At 59.1% G+C, this 24426-nt stretch carries 23 protein-coding genes and 1 other RNA gene; 9 read left to right on the forward strand and 15 right to left on the reverse strand.

Translation table 11 applies throughout. The features are described 5' to 3' along the window. Nucleotides 1–146: 146 nt before the first annotated feature. The 4 genes from AO277_RS25500 to AO277_RS25515 form a co-directional block, all read right to left on the reverse strand. Complete coding sequence (locus tag AO277_RS25500; RefSeq protein WP_044319101.1) at nucleotides 147–1166, reverse strand: ABC transporter substrate-binding protein; 1020 nt, start codon at nucleotides 1164–1166, stop codon at nucleotides 147–149. Nucleotides 1167–1204: 38 nt separating this feature from the next. Further along, the gene (locus tag AO277_RS25505; protein WP_044319100.1) at nucleotides 1205–2071 is read right to left on the reverse strand and encodes an ABC transporter permease; all 867 of its coding nucleotides are present in this window, start codon (nucleotides 2069–2071) and stop codon (nucleotides 1205–1207) included. A 91-nt stretch (nucleotides 2072–2162) separates the two neighbouring features. Beyond that, a complete protein-coding gene (locus AO277_RS25510; RefSeq protein WP_002551587.1) occupies nucleotides 2163–3044 on the reverse strand; it encodes an ABC transporter ATP-binding protein in 882 nt (293 codons plus the stop codon). A 16-nt stretch (nucleotides 3045–3060) separates the two neighbouring features. After that, the gene (locus tag AO277_RS25515) at nucleotides 3061–3957 is read right to left on the reverse strand and encodes a TauD/TfdA dioxygenase family protein (protein ID WP_005730943.1); all 897 of its coding nucleotides are present in this window, start codon (nucleotides 3955–3957) and stop codon (nucleotides 3061–3063) included. A 219-nt stretch (nucleotides 3958–4176) separates the two neighbouring features. Here AO277_RS25515 and AO277_RS25525 point away from each other — a divergent pair, with 219 nt between their 5' ends. After that, the gene (locus tag AO277_RS25525; protein ID WP_044319099.1) at nucleotides 4177–7284 is read left to right on the forward strand and encodes an autotransporter domain-containing protein; all 3108 of its coding nucleotides are present in this window, start codon (nucleotides 4177–4179) and stop codon (nucleotides 7282–7284) included. A 116-nt stretch (nucleotides 7285–7400) separates the two neighbouring features. Here the strand turns inward: AO277_RS25525 and AO277_RS25530 are convergent, their stop codons facing one another. Then, the gene (locus AO277_RS25530; protein WP_044319098.1) at nucleotides 7401–8627 is read right to left on the reverse strand and encodes an MFS transporter; all 1227 of its coding nucleotides are present in this window, start codon (nucleotides 8625–8627) and stop codon (nucleotides 7401–7403) included. Between the two features lie 116 nt (nucleotides 8628–8743). Between AO277_RS25530 and AO277_RS25535 the strand changes: the two genes are divergently transcribed. Further along, nucleotides 8744–10003, forward strand: coding sequence for a lipase family protein (locus tag AO277_RS25535; RefSeq protein ID WP_044319097.1), 1260 nt, complete (start codon nucleotides 8744–8746; stop codon nucleotides 10001–10003). Nucleotides 10004–10168: 165 nt separating this feature from the next. On the opposite strand, the gene AO277_RS25545 is transcribed toward AO277_RS25535, so the two are convergent. The 4 genes from AO277_RS25545 to AO277_RS25560 form a co-directional block, all read right to left on the reverse strand. Beyond that, complete coding sequence (locus tag AO277_RS25545) at nucleotides 10169–10951, reverse strand: MetQ/NlpA family ABC transporter substrate-binding protein (RefSeq protein ID WP_044319096.1); 783 nt, start codon at nucleotides 10949–10951, stop codon at nucleotides 10169–10171. Nucleotides 10952–11121: 170 nt separating this feature from the next. Then, a complete protein-coding gene (locus AO277_RS25550) occupies nucleotides 11122–12072 on the reverse strand; it encodes a sigma 54-interacting transcriptional regulator (protein ID WP_044319095.1) in 951 nt (316 codons plus the stop codon). Between the two features lie 80 nt (nucleotides 12073–12152). Continuing rightward, nucleotides 12153–12734 carry an alpha/beta hydrolase gene (locus AO277_RS25555; RefSeq protein WP_005734806.1) on the reverse strand — a complete coding sequence of 194 codons (582 nt, stop codon included), beginning with the start codon at nucleotides 12732–12734 and terminating at the stop codon, nucleotides 12153–12155. A gap of 214 nt (nucleotides 12735–12948) precedes the next feature. Beyond that, entirely contained in the window at nucleotides 12949–14259 is a 1311-nt protein-coding gene (locus tag AO277_RS25560; protein ID WP_080899271.1) for an MFS transporter, read from the reverse strand. A 608-nt stretch (nucleotides 14260–14867) separates the two neighbouring features. Here AO277_RS25560 and AO277_RS25565 point away from each other — a divergent pair. Beyond that, complete coding sequence (locus AO277_RS25565; protein ID WP_044319093.1) at nucleotides 14868–15860, forward strand: AraC family transcriptional regulator; 993 nt, start codon at nucleotides 14868–14870, stop codon at nucleotides 15858–15860. 184 nt (nucleotides 15861–16044) lie between these two features. Here AO277_RS25565 and AO277_RS25575 read toward each other — a convergent pair whose 3' ends face one another. The 4 genes from AO277_RS25575 to AO277_RS25590 form a co-directional block, all read right to left on the reverse strand. Next, the gene (locus tag AO277_RS25575) at nucleotides 16045–17283 is read right to left on the reverse strand and encodes a 2-octaprenyl-3-methyl-6-methoxy-1,4-benzoquinol hydroxylase (RefSeq protein WP_044319092.1); all 1239 of its coding nucleotides are present in this window, start codon (nucleotides 17281–17283) and stop codon (nucleotides 16045–16047) included. 51 nt (nucleotides 17284–17334) lie between these two features. Continuing rightward, nucleotides 17335–18522 carry a 2-octaprenyl-6-methoxyphenyl hydroxylase gene (ubiH, locus tag AO277_RS25580; protein WP_044319091.1) on the reverse strand — a complete coding sequence of 396 codons (1188 nt, stop codon included), beginning with the start codon at nucleotides 18520–18522 and terminating at the stop codon, nucleotides 17335–17337. Continuing rightward, on the reverse strand, nucleotides 18519–19853 hold the full coding sequence (gene pepP, locus AO277_RS25585) for a Xaa-Pro aminopeptidase (protein WP_044319090.1): 1335 nt from the start codon (nucleotides 19851–19853) through the stop codon (nucleotides 18519–18521). The genes ubiH and pepP overlap by 4 nt, the downstream gene beginning before the upstream one ends. A gap of 75 nt (nucleotides 19854–19928) precedes the next feature. Then, entirely contained in the window at nucleotides 19929–20483 is a 555-nt protein-coding gene (locus tag AO277_RS25590; RefSeq protein WP_005734812.1) for a YecA/YgfB family protein, read from the reverse strand. 150 nt (nucleotides 20484–20633) lie between these two features. On the opposite strand from AO277_RS25590, the gene AO277_RS25595 reads away from it, so the two are divergent. The 4 genes from AO277_RS25595 to AO277_RS25610 all read left to right on the forward strand — a co-directional run bounded on the left by AO277_RS25595 (nucleotide 20634) and on the right by AO277_RS25610 (nucleotide 22084). After that, complete coding sequence (locus tag AO277_RS25595) at nucleotides 20634–20843, forward strand: TIGR02449 family protein (RefSeq protein ID WP_002551573.1); 210 nt, start codon at nucleotides 20634–20636, stop codon at nucleotides 20841–20843. Then, nucleotides 20840–21169: a cell division protein ZapA gene (locus AO277_RS25600; RefSeq protein WP_003317331.1), complete on the forward strand. Its 330-nt coding sequence runs from the start codon at nucleotides 20840–20842 to the stop codon at nucleotides 21167–21169. Before AO277_RS25595 ends, AO277_RS25600 begins: the two co-directional genes overlap by 4 nt. A 30-nt stretch (nucleotides 21170–21199) precedes the next feature. Beyond that, a non-coding RNA gene (ssrS, locus tag AO277_RS25605) (6S RNA) lies at nucleotides 21200–21378 on the forward strand. Between the two features lie 94 nt (nucleotides 21379–21472). Next, nucleotides 21473–22084 (forward strand): 5-formyltetrahydrofolate cyclo-ligase, encoded by a 612-nt coding sequence (locus AO277_RS25610; protein WP_044319089.1) that lies wholly within the window; start codon nucleotides 21473–21475, stop codon nucleotides 22082–22084. A 45-nt stretch (nucleotides 22085–22129) separates the two neighbouring features. On the opposite strand, the gene AO277_RS25615 is transcribed toward AO277_RS25610, so the two are convergent. After that, entirely contained in the window at nucleotides 22130–22282 is a 153-nt protein-coding gene (locus tag AO277_RS25615; protein WP_044319088.1) for a hypothetical protein, read from the reverse strand. Between the two features lie 193 nt (nucleotides 22283–22475). On the opposite strand from AO277_RS25615, the gene AO277_RS25620 reads away from it, so the two are divergent. Then, entirely contained in the window at nucleotides 22476–22925 is a 450-nt protein-coding gene (locus AO277_RS25620; RefSeq protein ID WP_002551569.1) for an EVE domain-containing protein, read from the forward strand. Between the two features lie 6 nt (nucleotides 22926–22931). Here the strand turns inward: AO277_RS25620 and AO277_RS25625 are convergent, their stop codons facing one another. Next, the gene (locus AO277_RS25625) at nucleotides 22932–23339 is read right to left on the reverse strand and encodes a flagellar basal body-associated protein FliL (protein ID WP_002551568.1); all 408 of its coding nucleotides are present in this window, start codon (nucleotides 23337–23339) and stop codon (nucleotides 22932–22934) included. 130 nt (nucleotides 23340–23469) lie between these two features. On the opposite strand from AO277_RS25625, the gene AO277_RS25630 reads away from it, so the two are divergent. Beyond that, nucleotides 23470–24402, forward strand: a complete 933-nt coding sequence (locus AO277_RS25630; protein ID WP_044319087.1) for an NADPH:quinone oxidoreductase family protein — start codon at nucleotides 23470–23472, stop codon at nucleotides 24400–24402. Nucleotides 24403–24426 lie beyond the last annotated feature (24 nt).

Consider the following 24426-nt stretch of genomic DNA (forward strand, 5'->3'; position numbering starts at 1 on the left):
CAATATTCTTTCACGGCTGCGAGTTTTGCCTGCACTGTATATTTACCCATGACGCCTCCAAAGGTTGCGTCCAACCTTCGGGGGTCATACCACTCCGCGTGGGAATGCCCTTCGTGACGCTCCGCGTCGTCCTCAAACCGCCCGGATTAACTGCCCTCTGTGCCGTGCGCCTCTTCGAAGAAGTAGTCCTTCCAGCTCGCCGCCTTGTTTTTCAACACGCCCAGTTCATGCAGTTTTTCGGCGTAGATGAAGGTGCGCTGCGGGGTAACGGTGAAGTCGATTTCCGGGTCAGCGACGATTTTCTCTACCAGCGGCAACGGCAGTTTCGATTGCTCGACACGGATGTAGGTCTGCGCGGCAGCGGGCTTGTCGGCCTTGATGATCTTCTCGGCTTCGGCCAGCGCGTCGTAGAACGCCTTGTAGGTTTTGGGGTTTTCGTCGTGGAATTTCTCGGTGGTATAGAGCACGTTGAACGTCGCCTGACCGCCCAGCACGTCATAGGAACTGAGCACTTTGTGGACGTTGGGGTTTTCCAGCGCCTGGTACTGGAACGGCGGGCTGGAGAAGTGCGAGTTGATTTCCGAACCGCCCGCCCGCAGCGCTGCGGTGGCATCCGGGTGCGCCAGGCTCACCGAGATGTTGTCGAATTTCTTGTAGTTGTCGTTACCGAATACCTTGGCGGTCTCGATCTGCAAAGTACGCGACTGAAAGCCCACACCGGCAGCCGGTACAGCGATGCGGTCCTTGTCGGTGAAGTCCTTGATGGTTTTCACGTTGGGATTGTTGGTCAGCAGGTAGTTGGGCATGGAACCCAACGAAGCAATGGCTTTGACGTTCTGTTTGCCCTTGGTGCGATCCCAGACGGTCAGCATCGGTGGCACACCTGCCGACACCACGTCCAGCGCACCGGCCAGCAGCGCTTCGTTCATCGCCGTGGCACCGGAGATGCTGTTCCAGTCGACCTTGATGTCCAGCCCCTGTTCCTTGCCATGTTTCTCGATCAGTTTCTGATCGCGCACCACGTCGAGGATCAGGTAGCCGATACCGAATTGCTGAGCAATGCTGATCTTGCCTTCCGCCTGCACGCCGCTGCTGAGCAGGGCACCGAACAGGCCAAGTGTCGCCGCTAATACAGTCAGCGCCGGACGATGAAATGTTGTTGTCATGTGGTTCTCACCCTGATTTTTTAAAAAAAGACGGTGCTTCAACGCTGCATGCCCAAGCGCTTGACGGTCAGGCGCTCAATATTGGCGAACAGAAGGTTCTCGACCAGCAGGCCGATGAGAATGACTGCCGCCAGACCTGCAAAAACCTTGTCGGTATACAGCTCGTTACGATTCTGGAAGATATACCAGCCCAACCCGCCCTTGCCGGAGGACGCGCCAAACACCAGCTCGGCGGCGATCAGCGTGCGCCAGGCGAAAGCCCAGCCGATTTTCAAGCCGGCGAGGATCGACGGCAGCGCAGCGGGAATCAGGATGTGCCAGACAAAGCGCAAGCCCTTAAGGCCATAGTTGCGCCCGGCCATACGCTGGGTTTCCGAAACGCCGAGAAAACCTGCGTAGGTATTGAGCGCCAGCGCCCACAGTACCGAATGCACCAGCACGAAGATCAGGCTGTTCTGGCCCAGCCCGAACCACAGCAGCGCCAGCGGCAATAGGGCAATGGCCGGCAGCGGATTGAACATCGCAGTCAGCGTGCCGAGCAGGTCGCGGCCCAGTTGGGTGGACACTGCAAGGGTGGTCAGGGCGAACGCCAGCACGATGCCGATCAGGTAGCCCTGAATCAGTACGGTCAGGGAAATCCACACCTTGCCTGGAAGCTCGCCGGAGATCAGCCCGTCATAAAAGGCGGCCGCCGTTTGCAGAAAACTCGGCAACAGCAGGTCGTTGTTCTGCAAACGTGCAGCCAGTTCCCAGATCACCGCCAGAGCGATCATGATGACGCATTTGCGCACCCAGCTCAGTTGCCAGATACGCTGCGCCAGCGGCAGATCGCGGGCCAGGTCTTCCTGAGTGAAAGGCTCCAGCGTGATTTCATATTCTTCGCGAGCGGGAGGTGCGAGGCTCATGGTTCGGGTTTCCGGGTAATCGTGTAGATAGGACGCGGAGCGTCCTGAAAGGCATTACCACGCGGAGCGTGGGAACGATCAAGGCAGTCGTCTAGTAAGCAATCCGGATGTCCTGAAAATTCAGATCCTGCTCCACTGGCCCGGCCTCGCCCTCATCGAACAACAAACGATGAATACGCTGCGCGGTCTGCTGAAAGCCAACGCCGCCCAGGCTTTTCAGGTCGTATTGATGGCTGTTGATTTCCGCCCGTACGCGGCCGGGATGCGGTGACAGCAGCAGGATGCGGTTGCCCACCACCAGCGCCTCTTCAATGGAATGGGTAACGAACAGCAGCGTGAAACGCACCTCGTCCCACAGCTCCAGCAGTTCTTCCTGCATCTTGCGCCGGGTCAGTGCATCGAGCGCGGCGAACGGCTCGTCCATCAAGAGGATTTTCGGCTGCATGGCCAGGGCTCGGGCAATTGCCACACGTGCTTTCATGCCACCGGACAAGGTATGCGGATAAGCATCGGCAAACGCGCTGAGGCCAACTTTTTCCAGGTAATAACGAGCGCGCTCCAGCGCCTCGGGACGCTTCAGGGTGCGTGACGCCAGCAGCGGAAACATGACGTTCTCGATCACGGTTTTCCACGGCGGTAACTGGTCGAATTCCTGAAACACCACGATGCGGTCCGGGCCAGGTTCGGTGACCTGATGACCTGCCAGACGAATCTCGCCCTCGCTGGGCCGGATGAACCCGGCTACGGCTTTGAGCAATGTGGACTTGCCGCAACCGGATGGGCCGAGCAGCACAAAACGATCGGCCGGGTCGACCTCGAAACTGACCTGATGCGTCGCCCGGACCACGCGCTCTGGCGTGCGGTATTCAAGGCTTACACCGCGAACTTGCAACAAGGCTTCAGTGATGTGCTGAACAGTCGGTTGCGGTTGGGCGCTCGTGCTGGCCGTGTGGCCTTGCGCGACAGCATTCATGACCGGCTCTCCTGAATCAAAATGGCGCGGTGCCTTGAATGGTCGTGCGATGCAGTTTGCGTCGCAGATGGGCCGGGCAGCCGGCAGCCAGGTGAATCAGGGAACGGTTGTCCCAGAACACCATGTCATTGGCTTGCCATTGGTGCCGGTAGATATGCTCGGGCTTCACGCTGTGGGCGTAGATCTCGTTGAGAATCTGGCGGCTCTCGTCTTCCGGCAGGTCTAGAATCCGGGTGGTGAAACCCTCGCTGACAAACAACGCCTTGCGGCCTGTTTCAGGATGCGTGCGAACAATCGGGTGGCTGACTTCGACCACTTGGGCCAGTTGCTCGGCGGTCAGGGTCGGACGCCAGTTGGCGGCGTTATGGCCCTCGGCGTAGCGCGCGGTGTAACTGTGAACCGCCGAGCGCCCTTCGACGGCATCACGCAGGTGTTGCGGCAAGGTGTCCCACGCCTGATGCATGTCGGCGAACAGCGTGTCGCCACCTTCGCTCGGCAACTCTTGTGCGTAAAGCATCGAACCCAGGCTTGGCAGCTCTTTGTAAGACAGGTCCGAATGCCAGTATTTACCGGCATCGCCCAGCCCCACAGGCTTCTCGTTCTCGACAATGTTGGAGACGATCAGGATTTCCGGATGGTTAGCCAGCAGAAACTGCTTGAGCACGTGGATCTGCAACACCCCAAAACGACGGCTGAAATCGACCTGCTGCTGCGGCGTGATCTGCTGATCGCGGAACACCACGACGTGGTGATCCAGATGCGCCTGATGCACTCGCGCGAAATCCGCGTCATTCAACGGCCTGGACAGATCCAGCCCGACGATTTCCGCGCCCACCTTTCCGGTGAATGGACGCACGTCGAACGATTGCGAAGCAGATTGAGCGGACGATGAAGCGAGGGAGGCTGCTGGCATGAGAACTCCGACTCCAGAACAGTGTGACTGAAAGGCGGAACTGTATAGATATAAGAAAGAGAATTTAAATACCGTTGAGGAATATCGATAGTTCTGAATGCTTCCTGAGGATTTTTTGAGCGCACTCGCCCACATAAATGTGTCACGGCAGATACATCCAAGTGTAAGAACGCCTTGCTAGGGTCGGCGCCTTATCAAGATTGAGTACAGGCGCTCGCCATGCGATGTAATAAACCGGTTGCCCACGTAATGATGTCGTCGTTGATACTTTCACTGCTTGCGGTATCGGTACAGGCAGCGAGCCGTGCAAATGACGACCGGATCAACGGGGTCGATCTGCTTTCCGGGTTCAACACGTTGTGGACGACCGGTGCAACCTGGGATACCGGCACACCGACTGCGCTGGGGCAGAGCCTGCTCCGACGCAACCTGCAAATTGTCGTCGACCGTGCCAACTCGCGCACGCTTGCCCAGGAAACCGCCGCTTACTTCGATGACCGTCGCGATCAGAGCTACAGCGCCATCAGCGGTCTGGGCTCATTGAGTGATGCCTATAAAGCAGGCGCGGGGGCCTTCACTACCATCACGCAATTTGACGACAGCAACAAAACCGTCAAGTACGACGACAAGGGCAATGGCGCAGGCAGTTCGTCTTCAGCGCTGGGCAAAGTGGTCGATCTGGTCGATCTGGTCGGCGCCGTGCGCAATGACGCCTCCACGACCCCGGCCATGTCCCACTATCTGTATCCACGGCCATGGCGGCAGAGCCTGGACGGACAAAACCTGGCATTCGTCGTCGCGCCGTCTTTGCGCCCGGCCGAAAGCACCACGCCGGCCAGTGACTCGGGGTTCCCCAGCGGCCATACCAACGCTGCCTACCTGTCTGCCTACGCCTTGGCCTACGCGATCCCCGAGCGGTTCAGCGAGTTGATGCTGCGTGCTTCGGAGATTGGCGACAACCGCATCGAAGCAGGCATGCACTCGCCCCTCGACGTGATCGGCGGGCGTATCACGGCGACCTATTTCGCCATCGACAACCTGTCCAATTCAGCCAACGCACAGTTGCGCGCCGACGCCCGCGCCCAGGCACTGACTTACTTCACGGCGCAATGCGGTGGCAACATCAACAACTGTATAGCGAGCATTGACCCGGCCACTGACCGCACTTCCCAGCATGCCCAGGACAAAGCGCTGTATACCTCGCGCATGACCTACGGTTTCGATCCGGTCGGCCCCACCAACCTGGCTCCGGTGGTGCCGACCAACGCAGAAGTGCTGCTGGAAACCCGCTTTCCGTACCTGGACGCCAGCCAACGCCGCGAGGTTCTGGGGACCACTGAAATATCTTCGGGCTACGCGGTAATCGACCAGTCAGGTGGCTACGGTCGCTTGAACCTGTATGCCGCAGGCGATGGCTACGGCGCGTTCAATTCCAACGTCACCGTCAACATGAACGCCAGCCTCGGCGGCTATAACGCCATCGACGCCTGGCGCAACGACATCAGCGGCAGCGGTGCGCTGATCAAGAACGGCACGGGCAACCTGATCCTGACCGGCAACAACACCTACTCGGGCGGCACACTGATCAACGGCGGCACCCTGACCGGTCATGCCCAGGCCTTCGGCAGCGGCACGATCACCGACAACGCAACGCTGGTGGTCGATCAGTCCACCAACGACACCCTCGCCAACACCCCGACCGGCAACGGCGCGTTGATCAAACGCGGCGTCGGTTCACTGAACCTGACCGGAAACAGCAGCCTGTCCGGCGCGACGACCGTGCAGGCCGGTCGCCTGGCAGTGAATGGCAACCTCGGCAACTCCATCGTCAGCGTGCAGCAAGGCGCGACGCTGGGTGGCAACGGCACCGTTGGCGGCATCAACGTCGCTCAGGGCGGTGTGGTTGCACCGGGTAATTCGGTCGGGCAGCTGAACGTCAACGGTGACGTCAACCTGGCTCAGGGTTCGGTTTATCAAGTGGAATCGGACGCCAATGGCAATGCCGACCGCATCGTCGCCAGCGGCCGCGCGACGATCAATAACAGCACGCTGTCATTGGTTGAAGGCGGCAACTGGGTAGCGGCAAGCCGTTACTCGATTATCTCTGCAGCCGGTGGCGTCAGCGGTGCATTTGCCGCCGTGCAAACCAACTTCGCGTTCCTTACGCCGACGCTGAACTACACCGCGACAGACGTCGGTCTGACGCTGGATCGCAATGCACAAACCTTCGCCAGCCTGGCGACCACGCGCAATGCCAGCGCCGTCGCTCAGGGTCTGGACAGCGCGGGCGCGGGCAATGCGCTGTGGCGTCAGGTGGTGCAGGACGACGCAGCAACCGCACAGGCGACCTTCAAGGCGTTGTCCAACGAGCTGCACGCATCGACTCAATCTGCGCTGATCGAAGACAGCCGTCTGGTGCGCAACGCCATGAACGATCGCATGCAACAAGCGCAATCCACACAGGCATTCGGCAGCACCACACAAACCCTCGCCGGTGACGCCTCGCGTGGCGTGGTGTGGACTCAAGCCATCGGCGCGACCGGCCAGACCGACAGCAGCCGCGACGCTTCAGGCCTCGAAACCCGCACCAGCGGCCTGCTGTTCGGCGCCGACGTACCCCTCGACGACACCTGGCGTGTGGGTGCATTGGCAGGCTTCAGCAACAGCAGCTTCGACCTGCGCCACGCGTCTGGCTCGACCGACAGCGACAACTATCATCTGGGTGTCTACGGTGGCGCGAAATGGGGCCAACTGGGCCTGCGCCTCGGCGCGGTACGCACCTGGCATGAGCTGACCGCCAAGCGTACGCTGGACCTGCCGGGCTCGTCCGAGCACTTCAAGGAAGACTACAAAGCAGCGACCAATCAGGTCTTCGGTGAACTGGGCTACTCCATCGAAATGGGCAATGCGCTGCTCGAACCCTTCGCCAACCTCGCCTATGTGCGCCTAGACACCGACGCCTTCGACGAGAACAGCAACGCCATCAGCCTGGAAAACAAATCCCAGAACAACCACATCACCTTCAGCACCCTGGGCCTGCGCGCTGCCACTCGCTTGAACGCCGGCAGCGTGACGATCAAACCCAACGCCACACTGGGCTGGCGTCGCGCCTACGGCGACGTCACCCCGGAAAGCCGCTCGGCCTTCAGCGGCGGCAGCACCTTCGAACTCTCCGGCGCCCCCATCGCCCGCAGCGCCGCAGTGCTCGGCGCAGGTGTCGACCTGGGGTTGAGCGATACCTTGAGCGTAGGCCTGAGCTACGACGGTCAAGTGAGCAACGATGCTTCGGATCAGTCGCTGAATGCTCGGGTGACGTTGGCGTTTTAAAGGCTGAAGTGGCGGCTGCTCTCTGTAGGGACGGAGAGCAGCCTGCCAAAGTTATCAGGGGGTCTGAGCGCTCTTGCGTTGACCCTCAATTCCATCCAGCTCCAACCCTCTCGTTTTCATTTCCCGGCCTCTCGATCAGCCTCAACAATCGAGGTCGGGAATGGGCTGCGTGCCTTTGCAAACCACCACAGGGCACCCGCTCCGATAACGCTCGTCAGCACGGCCAGCATCAGAACGACCTGGCGGATGCCCAAGGGCGCTGCGAGCAGGGCCACCAGCAAACCTGCCAGAGGCTGCGACAAGTTGTTGAGCAACGTGATCACGCCCACTGTCTTGCCGAAGTCCTGGGGCGGTATCACCCGCTGCCGGAGGGTGCGCATGTAGACGTTGAACATCTTGTCGAAGCCGACGATCAACAAAAAACCCAATACATAGCCCATCAGGTTCGGGCTCAGGGCGCTGATAAAAGCCCCGATCGCGATCATTGAATACCCGACACCGCCCAGCACCCGCAAAGGCAGCACCACACGGGCCAGGAAGAACAGGATCACGATAGTGGTCACTGCCCCCGCCGCCTGCAGCCCTGCGTAGGTATCCTTGCCTGCGCTGTACTCGCCGATGACCATGGCTGCCGAGGTCGCCAGCGTGACGCCGACGATCAGGTTGACCCCTACTGCCAGCGTGATGATCTTTTTCAATTCGGTGAGGCCACGGATATGCCCGAACGCAATCCGCAGTGGCTGCAGCCAGATGTCTTGATGCTGCTCGAACACTTCCAGCTTAAAACAGCCAAGACGTCGCCACGCCAACATGCAGAGGTCTGCCAGGAGGAATAGTCCGGCGATCCAGAGCACTACCCAGTGCCAGGCCCACACTTCAAGCATCAGTGCCGCCACCAGCGGCCCGAGGACCAGCCCTGACTGGTCGGCGATCTGGGAATAGGACAACGTTTTGGTGTAGCTGTAGTGCTGAAAGATATGCGGCATGAGCACTTCGCGCGCCATGATGCCTTGCGTGGTCAGCACCCCGCATAATGCCGAGAGCACCACGAGCCATCCAATGCCACCAAAGATAGCGTAGAGCACCATCGCCAGCACGCAGAGCAATGCCCGGTAGACCTGGCTGATATGCAGAATTCTGATAGGCGAATACTTGTCGCACAGTGCGCCGCACAACGGAAACGCGAGGAACCTCGGTAACGATTCGACGAAAAACGCCAGCCCCGCCCATGAAGCGCTGTCGGTGGTCTGGAACACCACCAGCGGCACTATGAACAACAGGATCTGATCCGCCAGCCTGGACAGGAAAAGCGAGATGAAGAAAGCGAGGTAATCCTTGCGCATGGAGAACTCCGTTCAATACTGGCAGCGCGTGCGACAGTTATCATCGCTCAGGTCATAATCGGCTTGATACATCGATGCTGATGCGCCCTCTCCTGTTAGCTTGTGGAGAAATACCGATGAACTCATCGCCAAGGTATTTGGCCGTTCTGGCCACCCTGTTGATGGTCCTGCTCGCAGCTTGCAGCGCAGTGCCAGGCTCTTCCATGAAAACCGTCGACGTTGCCCAGTCAGACCCGGGCGAAGGTGGTGTTCCCGCATTTTACACATGGCCGGATAAAGTGCCGTCGACACCGGGCCAACTGCTGCGCTCGGAACCGCTGACGGCCAAACAGAGCCTTGAGAATGCCGGACAGAATGTCCGCATCCTGTACACCTCGACAGACGGGCTCAACAACCAGCCAGTCGCAGTGTCAGGAGCCTTTTTCATGCCCAAGGGTGAGCCGCCAAAGGGCGGATGGCCGCTGATGGCGTGGGCGCATGGCACGGTTGGCAGCGCGGACATCTGTGCGCCTTCCTTTGCCGGGCGCAGTGATCGCGACACGCGCTATCTGAATGAATGGCTCGGGCGGGGCTACGCGATTGTGGCTACTGATTACCAGGGTTTGGGCACGCCGGGGCTGCACTCGTTCGGGCTGAGCAGTCCGCTGGCGTATGGTGTGCTCGACAGCATTCGTGCGGTTCAGAAGGCGGACTTCAATCTGTATTCGCGGGTAGTTGTGTTCGGGCAGTCGCAAGGTGGCCGTGCCGCTTTCGCAACGGCCGTCTACCAGAAGACTTATGCGCCCGAATTGAACATTGTCGGTGTGGTTGCGACAGGGACGCCGTATCCGATGGCTCAATCGCGTGAGAAACATGCCGAACCGGACACCTTCCGCGATCAGGTCACGCCGTCGCTGGCCTATAACCTGTTGCGACTGAGCACTGCCGCACTGATCGACCCGTCGCTGCATCCTGCCGACTACCTGAGCGACCGCGCAAAGCCTGCGTTCGAAACCAGTCAGCGTGAATGCCTGCAAGCCATCGAGCGCAAGGTGGTCGCGGATGGACTGACATTCAACAACAGTTTCAAACGCTCACCCGATAAGGCGCTCGATCAGGTAAATCGCCATTCGGACTACCCGACGTTAAAGTCGGACATTCCGGTTTTTATCGGCACGGGGGGCAAGGATGTCATTTCACCTGTTCGCAGCCAGATCGCGCTGGTGAAAGATGCGTGCAAGGTCGGCGACCGCATCGAGTGGCATTACTACCCGCAGCTGGATCACTCCGGCGCAGTGAATGGCTCTCTGCCGGACTCGACACGCTTTGTCGAGAAAGCGTTTTCAGGGGCCTTTATGGCGGGGAATTGTGGGGCGATGCGGAGCGACGCACGATAGACGAGATTATCGTTCGGTACGCTCCAGCATCGGAGTGCCTGGGGTGACGCTCTGCGTCACAGATCCGTGCCGCGCCACATGCTCGAAAGAGGACGCAGAGCGTCCAGAACGGCATGCGACGCGGAGCGCCGCACGATAGTTGGATTACGCACGACACTCAGTGGGTCAGAACGCAGGCAGTACTGCGCCGTCGTACTTCTTGTTGATGAAGTCTTTGACTTCCTGGCTGGTCAACGCTTTCGACAGCTTTTCGATGGCGTCGGTGTGGGCGTTGTCTTTGCGGGTGACGAGGAAGTTCACGTACGGCGAATCGGCACCTTCGATGATCAGCGCGTCTTTCTTAAGATTGAGCTTGGCTTCCAGCGCGTAGTTGGTGTTGATCAAGGCAAGGTCAACCTGGCTCAAAGCACGCGGCAGTACAGCCGATTCCAGTTCGCGAAATTTGAATTTCTTCGGGTTGGTTGCGATGTCTTTCGGCGTGGACAGAGCGTTTGTCGGCTCCTTCAGGGTGATCAGGCCACCTTTTTGCAACAGCAGCAGTGCGCGGCCTGCGTTGCTGCCTTCGTTTGGAATGGCGATGGTTGCGCCTTCAGGCAGATCAGCCAGTTTTTTGTACTTGCTGGAGTAGCCGCCGAACGGTTCGACGTGTACGCCCACGCCAGTCACCAGGTTGTCGCCCTTGGCTTTGTTGAAGCCATCCAGGTAAGGCTTGGTCTGGAAGTAGTTGGCGTCCAGACGCTTCTCGTTCAGTTGCACGTTTGGCTGCACGTAGTCAGTGAAGACCTTGATTTCCAGGTCCACGCCTTCTTTGGCCAGGGTCGGCTTGATCAGCTCAAGGATTTCCGCGTGCGGTACTGGCGTCGCGCCGACTACCAGCTTTTCGCCAGCGTGAGCCAGGCCAATCGAAAACACAGCCGCCAGAGCGGTCATCAGAAACGTCTTTTTAATGCAATGTCCTTAGCGAAATCCAGGAGCGTCATCAGAAAATGACGCTTTATTACTCGATGGTTTGCCGTCGCGCGATCCAAACCCTGCGACATCATGCTGACATTACCGAGATTTTATATTCCGATAAAAGACTTTTTAATCGAGTACTTATATCTTTTTGTCTCACGCCTTCACGCAGGGTTCTGCTCAAGCTGCGATGTCACCGTTTCGAGCAATCGCCGCAACGCGCAAAGCTGCTCGCGATCCCCGCTGCTGACCAACAACCTGGCCTGACGCTCGATCAGCGTCAGCGGCGCGGCAATATCCGGCAGATTGATATCTTCAGCCCGAATTTCGTCGCCACTGCTGACCAGCAAGGCAAAGTGAATGACATTCTCCAGCTCACGGGTGTTGCCGGGCCAGCTGTGAGCTTCAAGCGTGCGCTGCGCGTCTTCGCTGATCAGTTGCACAGGCAGGCTCAGGCGCTGGCTGTAGATACCGACAAAATATTCGGCCAGCGGCAGGATATTGCCCGGTTGCTCGCGCAACGCCGGCAGGTCAAGACGCCCCTCGCTCAGGTAGTGATAAAGCCGCTCGTGAAATTTTCCGGCAGCCACCGCCTGTGCCAGATCGATACTGGTGGCGGCTACCAGACGCACATCGACCGGGCTCGGCTGGTGCGCGCCCACTCGTGTGACTTCGTGGTTTTCCAGGGCGGCGAGCAGCTTGACCTGAATGGGCAGCGGCAAGTCGCCGATCTCATCCAGATACAAAGTGCCGCCGTTGGCCGAGCCAAACCAGCCGGCCCGACTGCTGACCGAACAGCTGTGCGCTCCGGCGGCATAACCGAACAACTCCGCATCGGCGTAAGTCGGGCTGATGGCACCGCAGTTGACTGAAACGAACAAGCCCGAGCGATCACTGCCGCGATGAATATGCCGCGCCAGTAATTCCTTGCCGGTCCCGGACTCGCCACGGATCAAGACCGGCAGCGAACGAGGCGCCAGCTGTTCCATTTCTTCGCGTAAACGGCGCGAGCGCGGGTCGATGAATACCAGCGCCTTGGCACGAATGCTCAGCGGGCTTTTTTCTGCATCGGGGAAAGTCAGCAGCGGCTGACCGAAATTTTCGTGAAGGCTCATGACACACTCCCGCCTGAGCCCTTGCGACGGCTCAAGCGTTTAAAAGACAGGACCCGTTGGGTCGATAAACAAGCTGCCACTCATGCGCGACGACGCGCATGCTGCTCCAGACGGTTTTGCAGCCGGTACAGGTAGGCGAACCCCTGCTCCCAGCGCTGATGGCCGGACTTGACGTTGATATGCCCGGCCTGACTCAGAAATCCGACTTCCGCCCCCCAGTGACGGGCCATTTCCATAGCGCGCTGAGAGCTGACCGCAGGGTCGTTGTCAGAACTGACAATTTGTGTCGGAAACGGCAGCAGATCATTAGGGATCGGCGCAAAATTACGCAATGCAGGCGGGCAATTCGGACGTTCGACGTCAGCAGGTGCTACCAGCAACGCACCTTGCACCTGACGCAGAGTCTCCAGCGGTGCGAGTTGTGCCCAATGCGCGACTGTCACGCAACCCAGGCTGTGAGCGATCAGGATCACCGGCGTGCTGTGCGCTGCAATCGTGCGTTGCAACTCGCCCACCCAGTCCTCACGGCGTGGTTTGAGCCAGTCGGCCTGTTCCACGCGCGTGCTGTTGGGCAGGCTGTTTTGCCAGTGGGTCTGCCAATGATCATCAGGAGACCCTTGCCAGCCTGGCACGATCAGATACCGGATCGACTCGTTATGCATGGATTCGCCTCCTGCATGTATGCGTTCATGAGACGAGTATAGGGATGGAAGTTATATTCGCTAAGGAATAAGAAGCTATTTATTAATTCCCAAAACGAATATCAGCTGTCAGGCAAAAAAAGAAGCCGTCCCCTGCCTTCGAGGAACGGCCTCTAATAAAAAATCACTTTCAGCGCAGAGAATATCCGCGCTTCGTTACAGGATTACGACGGCCTCAGGTTGCGGGAACAGTTCGAGAACCCGATTCATCAACGCTCAGCGCCACGGCCTCGTCGTTCTGCGGCACTTCGCGGGCGACGGTCCACACCACAATGGCGGCGACGATATCGAAAATCGCCAGCACCACGAACAGCGGGCTGTAGCCGATTTTGGTGACCAGCACGCCGAACACCATGGTGAACGCCGCCGCCCCGAAAAAGCCGAACATTCCGCCCATCCCGGTCGCTGTGGCCACCTCGTTCTTGCCGAACGAATCGGAGGTGATCGAGTACAGTGCGCCCGACAGGGTCTGGTGCGCGAAACCGCCGATGCACAGCAATGCGATAGCGGTGTAAGGGCTTTCGACCAGCCCGATACAAGCCGGGCCGATCATGCATGAGCAGCCGAACAGCATGACCATCTTGCGAGATGTGAACAGCGAAACCTTGCAGTATTTGTGAAACAGCGGGCTCAGATAGCCGCCCAGTACACAGCCGATGTCAGCCGCCAGAAACGGCAGCCAGGCGAACATCGCGACTTCCTTGATGTTCATGTGGCGCTCGGTCATCAGGTACAGCGGGATCCACGCGTTGAAGGTTTGCCAAGCCGGCTCGGACAGGATGCGCGCCGAAGCGATAGCGTAGAAATTGCGGTTCTTGAACAGGCGTTTCCAACTACCTTTCTGGGCAGGTGCATCCTTGAGGCGCGATTCCTGGCCGCTGAGAATATAGTCACGCTCAGCATCGCCCAGACGCTTCTGGTCACGCGGGTGCTTGTACAACAGCAGCCATAGCCCGCTCCACACGATACCCAGACCACCGACAATCAGAAACGCCAGCTCCCAGCCACTTTGCAGGATGGCCCAGACCACCAGCGGGGGCGCAAGCAATGCGCCGTACGACGAGCCAATGTTGAACCAGCCGATGGCAACCGAACGCTCCTTGGCCGGAAACCATTCGGTCGTGGCCTTGACGCCTGCCGGCAGGCCCGCTGCTTCGGTCAGCCCGAGCATGCCACGGAAGATGGCCAGGGTCTGCCAGCCGGTTGCGAACGCTGCGGCAGCGCAGGCAGCCGACCAGGCAATGGCAAAAATCGCAAAACCCATTTTGGTGCCGATGGCGTCGATAATGTAGCCCGCCACCGGCTGCATGATGGCGTAGCACAGCTGCCAGGCGACGACGATGTGCGCGTACTGCTCGGTGGAAATGCTCAGTTCGCTCATGAGCGTCGGCGCTGCGACGGACAGCGTGTTGCGTGCAAGGTAGTTGACGACCAGGCCAGCTGTTACCAGCCCCACCATCCACCACCGAATGCCTTTTATTTTCATCTCTTCACCCTGTTTATTTTTAGATTGGCGATGAGCGTCCCGCGGCCATGACCGTGAGACGGCTGGTTTTATGTAACTTCAGATTACGGTCGGTTCAGGCAGGGTTATCGAGGTAATTCGCCGATAATCGTGCGAAAAAGTCGAAAAAACGGAGGATATAAACTTTTTTATTGCCTGAGAAATCAGACTGGTCATGGACTTGTTACTCTTTGAATTATTTTTGTGGTTGTAATTTTCTGCAAGTCTTAGGTTGTCGTACAACATGGCGCATTTATAGTCATTTGCCATGCCAGTGTCAAATGACATCAACGCTCGGCTTCCTCAGGAAAAGGGCCCGCGGAGGTTTACTGAAAAGGCTCGGGTTTTTCGTTATACGACAACTGCTTGATCAAAGCGTATTCATAGGCCGCTTTGACCTATTCAGCGCTGCCCGACGCCCCTGACACGTGACGATTGCCGCCCGATGGCAAGAAACGTGTCTAAAGACTTGTACAACTGTCACAAAAGCTTTCATTCTTGGTCACGGCGTCAGGCAACGGAAATGCCCCGCGAAACCATGTCGGCACAGCCCGACGCTGAATCACCTCATGTCAGGGAGAGGCGTCCACATGCCTGAGCCAAGCAGTCTCGCCAGCTGGACCCCTGCATTGCGCAAGCAGCTCGATGCCTTGGGCGTGGATAGCAACGCGTTGTGCCAGAGCGCTGGCATAGACCCGAGTATGCTGGGTGATCCCGGCGCACAGTTTCCCTCAGACATCACCGCCGACCTCTGGCAGCGAGCGGTACAGGCCTGCCTCGATCCAACCCTGGGTTTGCGTGTCTCGCGCTTTGTCAGCCCCACGTCGTTCCACGCGCTGGGCTATACGCTGGTGGCCAGCGGCTCACTGCGCGAGGTTTTCGAACGCATCGTACGTTACCGCTCAATGGCTGAGGACTCTCTGGAGCTGGACTTCAGAACGGTGGGCGAGCGCTATGAATTCCGCTTCGGCACGCCGAAATCGTGTCAGCTACCCGCTCATGAGTTGCTGGATGCATTCGCCGCCATTTATGTGCGCACCTGCCGCAACCGGTTAGGCAGGGGCTACGCGCCGCTGGCGGTGCATCTGCAACGTCCCGCACCTGATAATCCGCAGCCCTGGCAGGATCTGTTCCGCTCGCCGGTGATGTTCGCGGCGCAGGAGAACTTGCTGGAATTTGGCGGTGATCAGTTCGACAGCCACCTGGATGACGGCCCGGTACAGGTAAACGGGCAGGAATCCAGGGGCGATCCGTTACCTTCGCTGATCTGGGAGCAGCGCGTGCGCTCGGCCATCGAAACCCTTCTGCCGGATGGCGAACCCACCGTCAGAACCATCGCCGAAGCCCTGCACCTGAGCACGCGCAGTTTGCAATGTCATCTGGCCGACGAGGGCTGCTGTTACGACATGCTGCTCAATCAATGCCGCCAGAACCTGGCATTGCTGCACATGAACGATCCGCAAAGCTCGCTGAGCGAAATCGCCTACCTGCTGGGCTTTACCGACACCACCAGCCTGAGCCGCGCCTTTAAACGCTGGACCGGACTGACACCAGGGCAGTATCGCAACGGATTGGTGCGCTGAGCATGAGGAACGATCATCAACTATCGTGCGACGCTCTGCGTCGCATGCCGTTCTGGACGCTCTGCGTCCGCTCTTAAGTATGCGGCGCAGCGCACATCCATGACGCAGAGCGTCACGCAAGGCATTCCTACGCTGGAGCATGAGGAACGATCTTCAACTATCGTGCGACGCTCCGCGTCCGACCCTATAGAGTAGTGGCGGGCTCAATCCGCGCCAGCTCAGGCAAATCTCCCGACAACCCTAACGCTTCGCGCACGAACAGAGCCTTGGCTTCGGGCATCCGGTTGACCATTTTCAAACCGGTATTACGCAACCAGCGCAGTGGCAATTGGTTAGCCTGAAACAGCCGCTCGAAGCCTTCCATTGCGGCCATCAGCGCCAGGTTGTGCGGCATGCGACGACGCTCGTAGCGGCCCAGCACGCGCAGGTCAGACCAGCGTTCGCCACGCCCGGCAGCGTGGGTCAGGACTTGCGCCAGCACAGCGGCGTCGAGAAAGCCCAGGTTCACGCCCTGCCCGGCCAGCGGGTGAATGGTATGTGCCGCATCGCCAATCAACGCCAACCCCCTGGCAACGTAACGCTTGGCGTGACGCTGACGCAGTGGCACACAAACGCGCTCATCGGCAGACACTACCTGACCCAGACGCCTCTCGAATACCTGCTCCAGTTCACGACAGAACAGGTCATCTTCCAGCACCATCAGGCGCTCGGCTTCAGCCGGTGTGACTGACCAGACAATAGAGCACCAGTGCTCGCCCTCGCGCTCCAGTGGCAGAAAAGCCAAGGGACCGTCGTCGGTAAAACGCTGCCAGGCAGTTTTCCTGTGGGAATCAGCGGTGCGCACACTGGTGACGATAGCGTGATGCAGGTAATCCCACTCACGGGTCGGCGTTTCGGTCAGGCGGCGCACCGCCGAATTGGCACCATCGGCGGCAACCACCAGCGGTGCGCGTAACTGGCGACCATCGGCCAGGGTCAGCAGCCAGTCATCTCCGGAGTGGCGCATCTGCTCCAGCCGCGCATTGGCCAGCAAGCCGATGTCGCTTTCATGCAGGCGATCGAGCAACGCATCCTGCACCACGCGGTTCTCGACGATATGGCCCAGCACATCAGCGTGCACGCTGGAGGCAGAGAAGTGAATCTGCCCGGTGCCGCTGCCATCCCAGACCTGCATGTGCGCGTACGGGCTGATGCGACGGGCCGCGATGCCTTCCCATACGCCCAGCCGCTGAAGAATTCGCTGACTGGCTGTCGAGAAGGCACTGACTCGTGGCTCGAAAGCCGAGTGTTGGTCAAAGGGTTTGACGCTCAGCGGCCCACCGTCGACCACCAGCACATCAAGACCGCTGCCCTGCAACGCCAGAGCAAGGGCGCTGCCGACCATTCCGGCTCCGACAATCAGCACATCTGCGCGCGTTTCCATGGTCAAACCGTTCTCGCTTGCGGCCGAAGCCGTGTGTTTAAAGTGTGTAATTCACACATCGGATCGAGTCCCCAGGCCCATCGCCTTACGGGCAAACCAGCGCTTGGCGGCTGGCAACAGATCAAGACCAAGCAACCCGACGTTACGCCCGGTGGCAACTGCCGACCGGGAGCTGCCGAACAGGCGTGTCACCTTGTCGGAGAAGCCCACGGTCAATTGCTGATCATGACGCTGACGCTCACGGTAGAGCTGCAGAGTAGACAACTCACCGGGCGGCGCGGCGCTGTCCAGCAGCGTCCCGGCCAGTGCATCGGCGTCACGCAAGGACAGATTGAACCCCTGCCCGGCAACCGGATGCAGGCTGTGCGCCGCATTACCCAGAATCACCAGATGCGAACGCACCTGCTCTTCGGCCTCGATCAGCGCCAGGGGGTAGACATGCCGTGCACCGACCTGACGCAGCGTGCCCAGGCGATAGCCAAACACGCCCTGCAGCTCTTCCAGAAAACTGCGGTCGTCCAGCTCGGCCAGGCGCTGGGTATCGTTGCCCGGACGCGTCCAGACCAGCGCACAGCGGTTTTCCGGCAATGGCAGCAGCGCCATCGGCCCGTCCTCGGTAAAACGTTCGAACGCCTGCCCGCAGTGAGCTTCGCTCGGCGTGATATTGGCAATCAGCGCATGCTGGTCGTAGGGCCGTTGCCGCACTCCAATACCCAGCTGCTCGCGCAGGCTGGAGCGACCGCCATCGGCCAGCACGGCCAGATCACAATCCAGCTCGGTTTCGTCACTCAGGCTCAGGCGATAACCATCGGCCAGCGGCTGCATGTGCCTGACCTCGGCCGGCACACGCCAACTGACGACATCACGATCCAGCGCCGCCCACAGTGCCTGACCGAGCCAGGCGTTCTCGACCACGTAGCCGAGCGCCGGAACACCCTCTTCGATCGCAGACAAACGGGTAGCGCCGAAACGGCCACGGTCCGAGACCTGAATTTGCAGAATCGGCTCGGCGCGGCGGGATATCTGCTGCCAGAGGCCAAGCCGCTCATAGATGCGTCGCGAGCCGAACGACAGCGCCGAAGAACGCGCATCGTAGCTGGGCTGCCAGGCTTCACCCGGCGCAAAGGGTTCGATGAGCACGATCTTCCAGCCACGTGCCCTGGCACCGGCCTGAAGTGAAAGCGCGAGACTTGCACCCACCAATCCGCCGCCGACGATGGCGATATTAAAGCGGCTCATGCGACCTGTGCCTTTGCAGCCGCCATCAGCGCCTCGATCTCGGCGACGGTCTTGGGCACGCCACCGGACAGAATTTCACAGCCCTGCCTGGTTACAACCACGTCGTCTTCGATTCGCACACCAATACCTCGCCATTTATTCGCGACGTCCAGATTGTCGGGGGATATGTAGATCCCGGGTTCAACAGTCAGCGTCATGCCGACCTCCAGTACACGCCACTCGCCGCCGACCTTGTATTCGCCGACGTCGTGTACATCCATGCCCAGCCAATGCCCGGCACGGTGCATGTAAAACATCTTGTAGGCCTCGCTCTCGATCAACTGATCGACGTCGCCTCGCAGCAAACCCAGCTCGACCAGACCTGCGGTAATAACCTGGACCGTCGCTTCGTGCGCCTGGTTCCAGTGCTTGTCGGGGCCGATGGCCTCGAAAGCCGCATACTGAGACTTGAGCACCAGCTCGTAGATCGCTTTTTGCTCGGGAGAAAACTTGCCGCTCACCGGAAACGTTCGGGTGATGTCACTGGCATAGCAGTCGATTTCGCAGCCCGCATCGATCAACACCAGATCGCCATCCTTGAGAACGGCATCGTTCTGCTGGTAATGCAGGATGCAACCGTTGCGCCCCGAGGCGACGATTGAGCCGTAGGCCGGCATCTTCGAACCGCCCTTGCGAAATTCGTAATCCAGCTCGGCTTCCAGGCTGAACTCGTGCAGTCCTGCGCGACAGGCCTGCATTGCTCGCACATGGGCACGCGCAGAGATGTCCGCCGCGCTGCGCATGACTTTGATTTCCGCCGCCGATTTGTACAGGCGCATGTCGTGCAACAGATGATCCAGCGCGACAAATTCCTTGGGCGGCTGAGCACCGAGGTGCGCCTTGGAGCGGATCACGTTGATCCAGTCCATCAGATGCCGGTCGAATTCAGGGTTGCTGCCCATCGCCGAATACACCCGGTCACGGCCCTCGATGAGGCCCGGCAGAATTTCGTCGATGTCGTTGATCGGAAATGCATCGTCTGCACCGAAATCGCGGATCGCGCCCTCCTGTCCGGCGCGCAGACCTTCCCACAATTCGCGCTCGGGATTGCGTTCACGGCAGAACAAAACGTACTCGCCATATTCGCGTCCGGGAATCAGCACCACCACCGCTTCCGGCTCGGGAAAGCCGCTCAGGTACTGAAAGTCACTGTCCTGCCGGTAGACATGCTCGACATCACGATTGCGAATGGCAACCGCAGCAGCAGGCAGGATGGCAATGCTGTCCGGCTCCATCTGAGCCATCAGAGCCTTGCGGCGGCGGGCGTATTCGGACTTCGGGATCTGAATCATGGGCAACAGGAGTCCTGATGGAGTCCACCAGTCCGCACGGTCGTCAGCGCGGGGCGGTGTCGCAGTGATGGGCAATCAGTGCAGAGAAGGCTTGGGTTGTGGCGCAGCAGGCTCGTTGAATTCGGTGAACAGCAACAATGGCGCTACGCGCATGTATTCCATGACTTCCATATAGTCGGTCTCGCCGTCTTCGGACTCGTCCAGTGCATCCTGAACCTGGGCAATGGCCGCCAGATCCTCAAGAACATCCTTGGCTTCGGTGCCGAGGGTCTTGTCGCCAATGGCCAGACCGAAGCCTGCCAGAAACCCCTGACACCATTGGCCCAGCGCGGCAGCACGCTCGGTCAGCGGCTCTTCGTCGCCCGGCAGCAATAGCACGACGGTCATGTCGTCACCGGTGAGTTCGCCCTTGACCATCTCTTGCAAGCCGATAAGCGCCTGGCGGATATTGTCTTGCGGCTCGGTTTCCAGCAGCACCGAAGCATCGGCAAACCAACCTTCGTTATCGAAACCGGCACCTGCGCAACTGCGCCCCAGCAGCAGGCCATGCAGCTCGGCAGGGGATACCTGGTGACCGCCACTGTTAAGCAGAGTGGCGAACGCTTTGTACGGAGAATTCTGAATGGGCATGGGTAGCTAGTCGCCAAACGGCGCAATGTCTAGAATGAAGGCCTTGTATCCTAGACTATCCGCGCGACAAGTTCACCCGGACGGCGGTTCGAGCTTGAGCACAAGCATCGCCTCCCCTGCCATTCATCAGAAAGTATTCAGTGGAAAACAATGGAAGACACCGACCTGCAAGCGCTGATGAAACGTGTGGAGCTGCTCCTGAAGTATGCCGAGCAACTTAAAGGCCAAAATGCACTCCTATTAGCTCAGGAAAAGACCTGGCGCGAGGAACGCGCCCAACTCATTGAAAAAAACGAAATCGCCCGGCAGAAGGTCGAGTCAATGATTTCGCGCCTCAAAGCCCTGGAGCAAGACTCATGAGCAATGGCAACAGCGTTACCGTTCAGATCCTCGACAAGGAATACTCGATCATCTGCCCTCAGGAAGAGCGCACCAACCTGGTCAGCGCCGCCCGTTATCTGGACGGCAAGATGCGTGAAATCCGCAGCAGCGGCAAAGTCATCGGTGCCGATCGCATCGCCGTGATGGCCGCGCTCAACATCACTCACGACCTGCTGCATAAAGAACATTTGCCTGACGTACAGACCAGCGGTTCGACTCGCGAACAGGTCCGCGATCTGCTCGACAAGGTCGATCTGGTGCTGGCCACAGACACGCCCGGCACACCGGATTCAACTCGGGGCTGATTATTGCGGGGCATTTCTGTATACTCGCGCTGCTCCCTGGAGTGCTTGCCAGTCGGTCATGTCCCTGAGCCGATACGCACAACCACGGGGGTTGCACGTTGGGGTTGGTGTGCATGTCCGCTCGACGGAAAGCCTTAAAACCTCCTGCAATCTCCACCTTGAACTTTCGGGTTCAAGGGCTAAACCGACAGCGGTTCGTCGGGGAGTCCATATTCAGTTCGTTGCCAGCCCTGCTGTCTGGCAACGACGATCCTGCCCTGGTTTCAACACCCTTCCCGGATCAGCCTGCATGACCTTCTGCTCATGATCAGCGCCCAATCGCTTACACGTCCGCAACTGCGCCGCCAGCTACGCAAGGCACGCAGGGCGTTGAGTCGCAGCCAGCAACGCGCAGCCGCCCGCGATGTTTACCGCCAATTGGCGCAGCATCCGCTGTTCCGACGTGCCCGGCATGTTTCGCTGTACCTGCCGATGGATGGCGAGATCGACCCTAGGCTGTTACTGCGTGAAGCACAACGACGCGGCAAGGCCACTTACCTGCCGGTGCTCAATGCATGGCCGCGCACGCGCATGGTTTTTCAGCGCGTGCGTCCCGGCGAGAAATTCATCCCCAATCGCTTCCGCATTCCCGAGCCTCTCATCAACCGTGCGAAACAACGCCAGGTGTGGGCACTCGATCTGGTGCTTATGCCATTGGTAGGGTTCGATAACGAAGGCGGTCGCCTGGGCATGGGCGGTGGGTTTTATGACCGCAGCCTGGCGTATCTGGCGCGCAGAAAGGCCTGGCGCAAACCGGCTCTACTCGGGCTGGCTCACGAATGTCAGAAAGTGGATCGACTGGCGCAGGCCAGTTGGGATGTACCGCTGCAAGGCACGGTATCTGATAAAGGCTGGTATCTGACACAGATACTCTGATCGTTCAGCCAACAGGGCAATCAACGATCAGAGCAGAAGCAGGGCTTAATGCGTGCCGGGGGTTTTTTGCTGTTGTTGAGTGATTTCGACTGGAGCGTCATCCTTGCTGGTCCATAAGCTTTGCGCATAACCGGTTGTCACGACACCCAAGCCAAACAGAATAACCAGAATCCAGAGTAAATCAGGCTTGCGTTTCATTGACTGCCCTCCTTAGGCAAATCAATACGATGTCAGCATCGGTTTTTGTATAGGCCGTGCAACAGCGTGGAGCTTTAAAGGGCGGCATTTTGCGGTAACGTGAACCAGTACGCAAATAGTGGCGCAAGCCGACTGTCGGTTTGTCATCAAACTGTCGGTAATACCGTGAACTTTTTTCTCTGGAGAGAGAGCAATGGCCTATTGGCTGATGAAGTCCGAGCCTGACGAGTTCTCGATCAGCGACCTGCAAAAACGGGGTAACGCTCGCTGGGACGGGGTGCGCAACTATCAGGCGCGTAATTTTCTAAGGAGCATGGCAGAGGGCGACGAATTCTTTTTCTACCACTCCAGTTGCCCGGAGCCGGGAATCGCCGGCATCGGCAAAATCGCCAAAGCCGCCTATCCGGACCCCACTGCGCTGGACCCCGACAGCCACTATCACGACGCCAAGGCCAGCGCGGATAAAAACCCGTGGAGCGCCATAGACGTCGAGTTTGTGGATATCTTCAAGAGCGTGCTGGGGCTCGGTTATCTGAAACAACAAAGCCAGCTGGAGCAACTGCCTCTGGTGCAAAAAGGCAGTCGGCTTTCAGTGATGCCCGTTACCGCCGAACAATGGGCGGCGATCCTGGCACTGCGCTGACAAGCGTTATTGAACGATGAAGTTATTGAACAGCAAGTCTTCAACAATCGGCTTGCCTTCTTCATCGTTCATGACGCGCTGCACTTGCTTGAGCGCTTCCTGACGAATGTTTTCCTTCGCCTCGGCACTGCTCATGGAATCAACCGTCTGCTGAGTGAACAACGACACCAGTTGATTACGGATCAAGGCGTCATTGCGCTTCACCGCCGCCTCGGCATCGGCACCCGTTACACGCAACGCGATGTCAGCCTTGTAGACGCGCAGCTTGGGGCCGCCATCCAGCGCGTAGTTGCCCACGAACGGCGGCGTCAGCGAGACATAGGCCGCTTTGGGCGGGCCGCCTTCTTCCTTGGCTTCCTCTTGCGCCATGACAGGCAATGACAAGGCCAGCAATACCAGAATCCACGCTTTCACAGTCCACTCCTTAATACGGTTTGCCACGTAGCTTACAGCTTATGTGTGCTTATCAGGCCGGGCCATGCTTGTTGACCCGAGAACCCACTTAACTCACTTTATCGGCCATTACCGAAAAAGGAATAGCCTAATGAAAGCCCTGTTATGCAAAGCCTTCGGTTCGGCCAGCACGCTGGTGCTTGAAGACGTGCCAGGCCCCGAGATCAAAAAGAACGAAATCCTCCTCGACGTGCACGCCGCAGGGGTCAACTTTCCCGACACGTTGATCATCGAGGGCAAATACCAGTTCAAACCACCCTTCCCTTTCTCGCCGGGTGGCGAGGCCGCCGGCGTGATAGCGGCCGTCGGGGAAAAGGTATCCCATCTCAAGCCCGGCGACCGCGTGATGGCCCTCACCGGCTGGGGCAGTTTTGCCGAGCAGGTCGCTGTACCCGGTTACAACGTACTGCCGATACCGACGAGCATGGACTTCACCACCGCTGCGGCGTTCAGCATGACCTACGGCACCTCCATGCATGCGCTCAAACAACGCGCCAACCTGCAAGCGGGCGAAACCCTGCTGGTGCTCGGCGCATCCGGCGGCGTGGGCCTGGCCGCCGTGGAAATTGGTAAAGCCCTCGGCGCACGCGTCATCGCCGCCGCCAGCAGCGCGGAAAAACTTGAAGTCGCCAAAAACGCAGGCGCAGACGAACTGGTCAATTACAGCGAAACCAGCCTCAAGGACGAAGTAAAACGTCTCACCAACGGCAACGGCGCCGACGTCATCTACGATCCGGTCGGCGGCGACCTCTTCGACCAGGCCATCCGCGCCATCGCCTGGAACGGCCGCCTGCTGGTCGTCGGCTTCGCCAGCGGCCGCATCCCGGACCTGCCCGTCAACCTGACCCTGCTCAAAGGCGCATCGGTGGTTGGCGTGTTCTGGGGTTCGTTTGCTCAGCGGCAACCACAAGATAATGCGGCGAACTTCACGCAGCTGTTTGCGTGGTTTGAAGAAGGGAAGTTGAAGCCGCTGGTGTCGACGGTTTTGAACCGCCCCGGGTTTCTCGGAGACCCTTTTGTTTGAGTCATGCCACCTGGGCAGACTCGG

It is taken from the genome of Pseudomonas amygdali (genome assembly GCF_002699855.1).
GTDB classification, from domain to species: Bacteria; Pseudomonadota; Gammaproteobacteria; order Pseudomonadales; family Pseudomonadaceae; genus Aquipseudomonas; species Aquipseudomonas amygdali.

What these genes read in the sequence shown, in the direction of transcription:
- AO277_RS25500 (WP_044319101.1), bottom strand. Translation starts at nt 1,166, where the DNA reads ATGACAACAACATTTCATCGTCCGGCGCTGACTGTATTAGCGGCGACA.
- AO277_RS25505 (WP_044319100.1), bottom strand. Translation starts at nt 2,071, where the DNA reads ATGAGCCTCGCACCTCCCGCTCGCGAAGAATATGAAATCACGCTGGAG.
- AO277_RS25510 (WP_002551587.1), bottom strand. Translation starts at nt 3,044, where the DNA reads ATGAATGCTGTCGCGCAAGGCCACACGGCCAGCACGAGCGCCCAACCG.
- AO277_RS25515 (WP_005730943.1), bottom strand. Translation starts at nt 3,957, where the DNA reads ATGCCAGCAGCCTCCCTCGCTTCATCGTCCGCTCAATCTGCTTCGCAA.
- AO277_RS25525 (WP_044319099.1), top strand. Translation starts at nt 4,177, where the DNA reads ATGCGATGTAATAAACCGGTTGCCCACGTAATGATGTCGTCGTTGATA.
- AO277_RS25530 (WP_044319098.1), bottom strand. Translation starts at nt 8,627, where the DNA reads ATGCGCAAGGATTACCTCGCTTTCTTCATCTCGCTTTTCCTGTCCAGG.
- AO277_RS25535 (WP_044319097.1), top strand. Translation starts at nt 8,744, where the DNA reads ATGAACTCATCGCCAAGGTATTTGGCCGTTCTGGCCACCCTGTTGATG.
- AO277_RS25550 (WP_044319095.1), bottom strand. Translation starts at nt 12,072, where the DNA reads ATGAGCCTTCACGAAAATTTCGGTCAGCCGCTGCTGACTTTCCCCGAT.
- AO277_RS25555 (WP_005734806.1), bottom strand. Translation starts at nt 12,734, where the DNA reads ATGCATAACGAGTCGATCCGGTATCTGATCGTGCCAGGCTGGCAAGGG.
- AO277_RS25560 (WP_080899271.1), bottom strand. Translation starts at nt 14,259, where the DNA reads ATGAAAATAAAAGGCATTCGGTGGTGGATGGTGGGGCTGGTAACAGCT.
- AO277_RS25565 (WP_044319093.1), top strand. Translation starts at nt 14,868, where the DNA reads ATGCCTGAGCCAAGCAGTCTCGCCAGCTGGACCCCTGCATTGCGCAAG.
- AO277_RS25575 (WP_044319092.1), bottom strand. Translation starts at nt 17,283, where the DNA reads ATGGAAACGCGCGCAGATGTGCTGATTGTCGGAGCCGGAATGGTCGGC.
- ubiH (WP_044319091.1), bottom strand. Translation starts at nt 18,522, where the DNA reads ATGAGCCGCTTTAATATCGCCATCGTCGGCGGCGGATTGGTGGGTGCA.
- pepP (WP_044319090.1), bottom strand. Translation starts at nt 19,853, where the DNA reads ATGATTCAGATCCCGAAGTCCGAATACGCCCGCCGCCGCAAGGCTCTG.
- AO277_RS25590 (WP_005734812.1), bottom strand. Translation starts at nt 20,483, where the DNA reads ATGCCCATTCAGAATTCTCCGTACAAAGCGTTCGCCACTCTGCTTAAC.
- AO277_RS25595 (WP_002551573.1), top strand. Translation starts at nt 20,634, where the DNA reads ATGGAAGACACCGACCTGCAAGCGCTGATGAAACGTGTGGAGCTGCTC.
- AO277_RS25600 (WP_003317331.1), top strand. Translation starts at nt 20,840, where the DNA reads ATGAGCAATGGCAACAGCGTTACCGTTCAGATCCTCGACAAGGAATAC.
- AO277_RS25610 (WP_044319089.1), top strand. Translation starts at nt 21,473, where the DNA reads ATGATCAGCGCCCAATCGCTTACACGTCCGCAACTGCGCCGCCAGCTA.
- AO277_RS25615 (WP_044319088.1), bottom strand. Translation starts at nt 22,282, where the DNA reads ATGAAACGCAAGCCTGATTTACTCTGGATTCTGGTTATTCTGTTTGGC.
- AO277_RS25620 (WP_002551569.1), top strand. Translation starts at nt 22,476, where the DNA reads ATGGCCTATTGGCTGATGAAGTCCGAGCCTGACGAGTTCTCGATCAGC.
- AO277_RS25630 (WP_044319087.1), top strand. Translation starts at nt 23,470, where the DNA reads ATGAAAGCCCTGTTATGCAAAGCCTTCGGTTCGGCCAGCACGCTGGTG.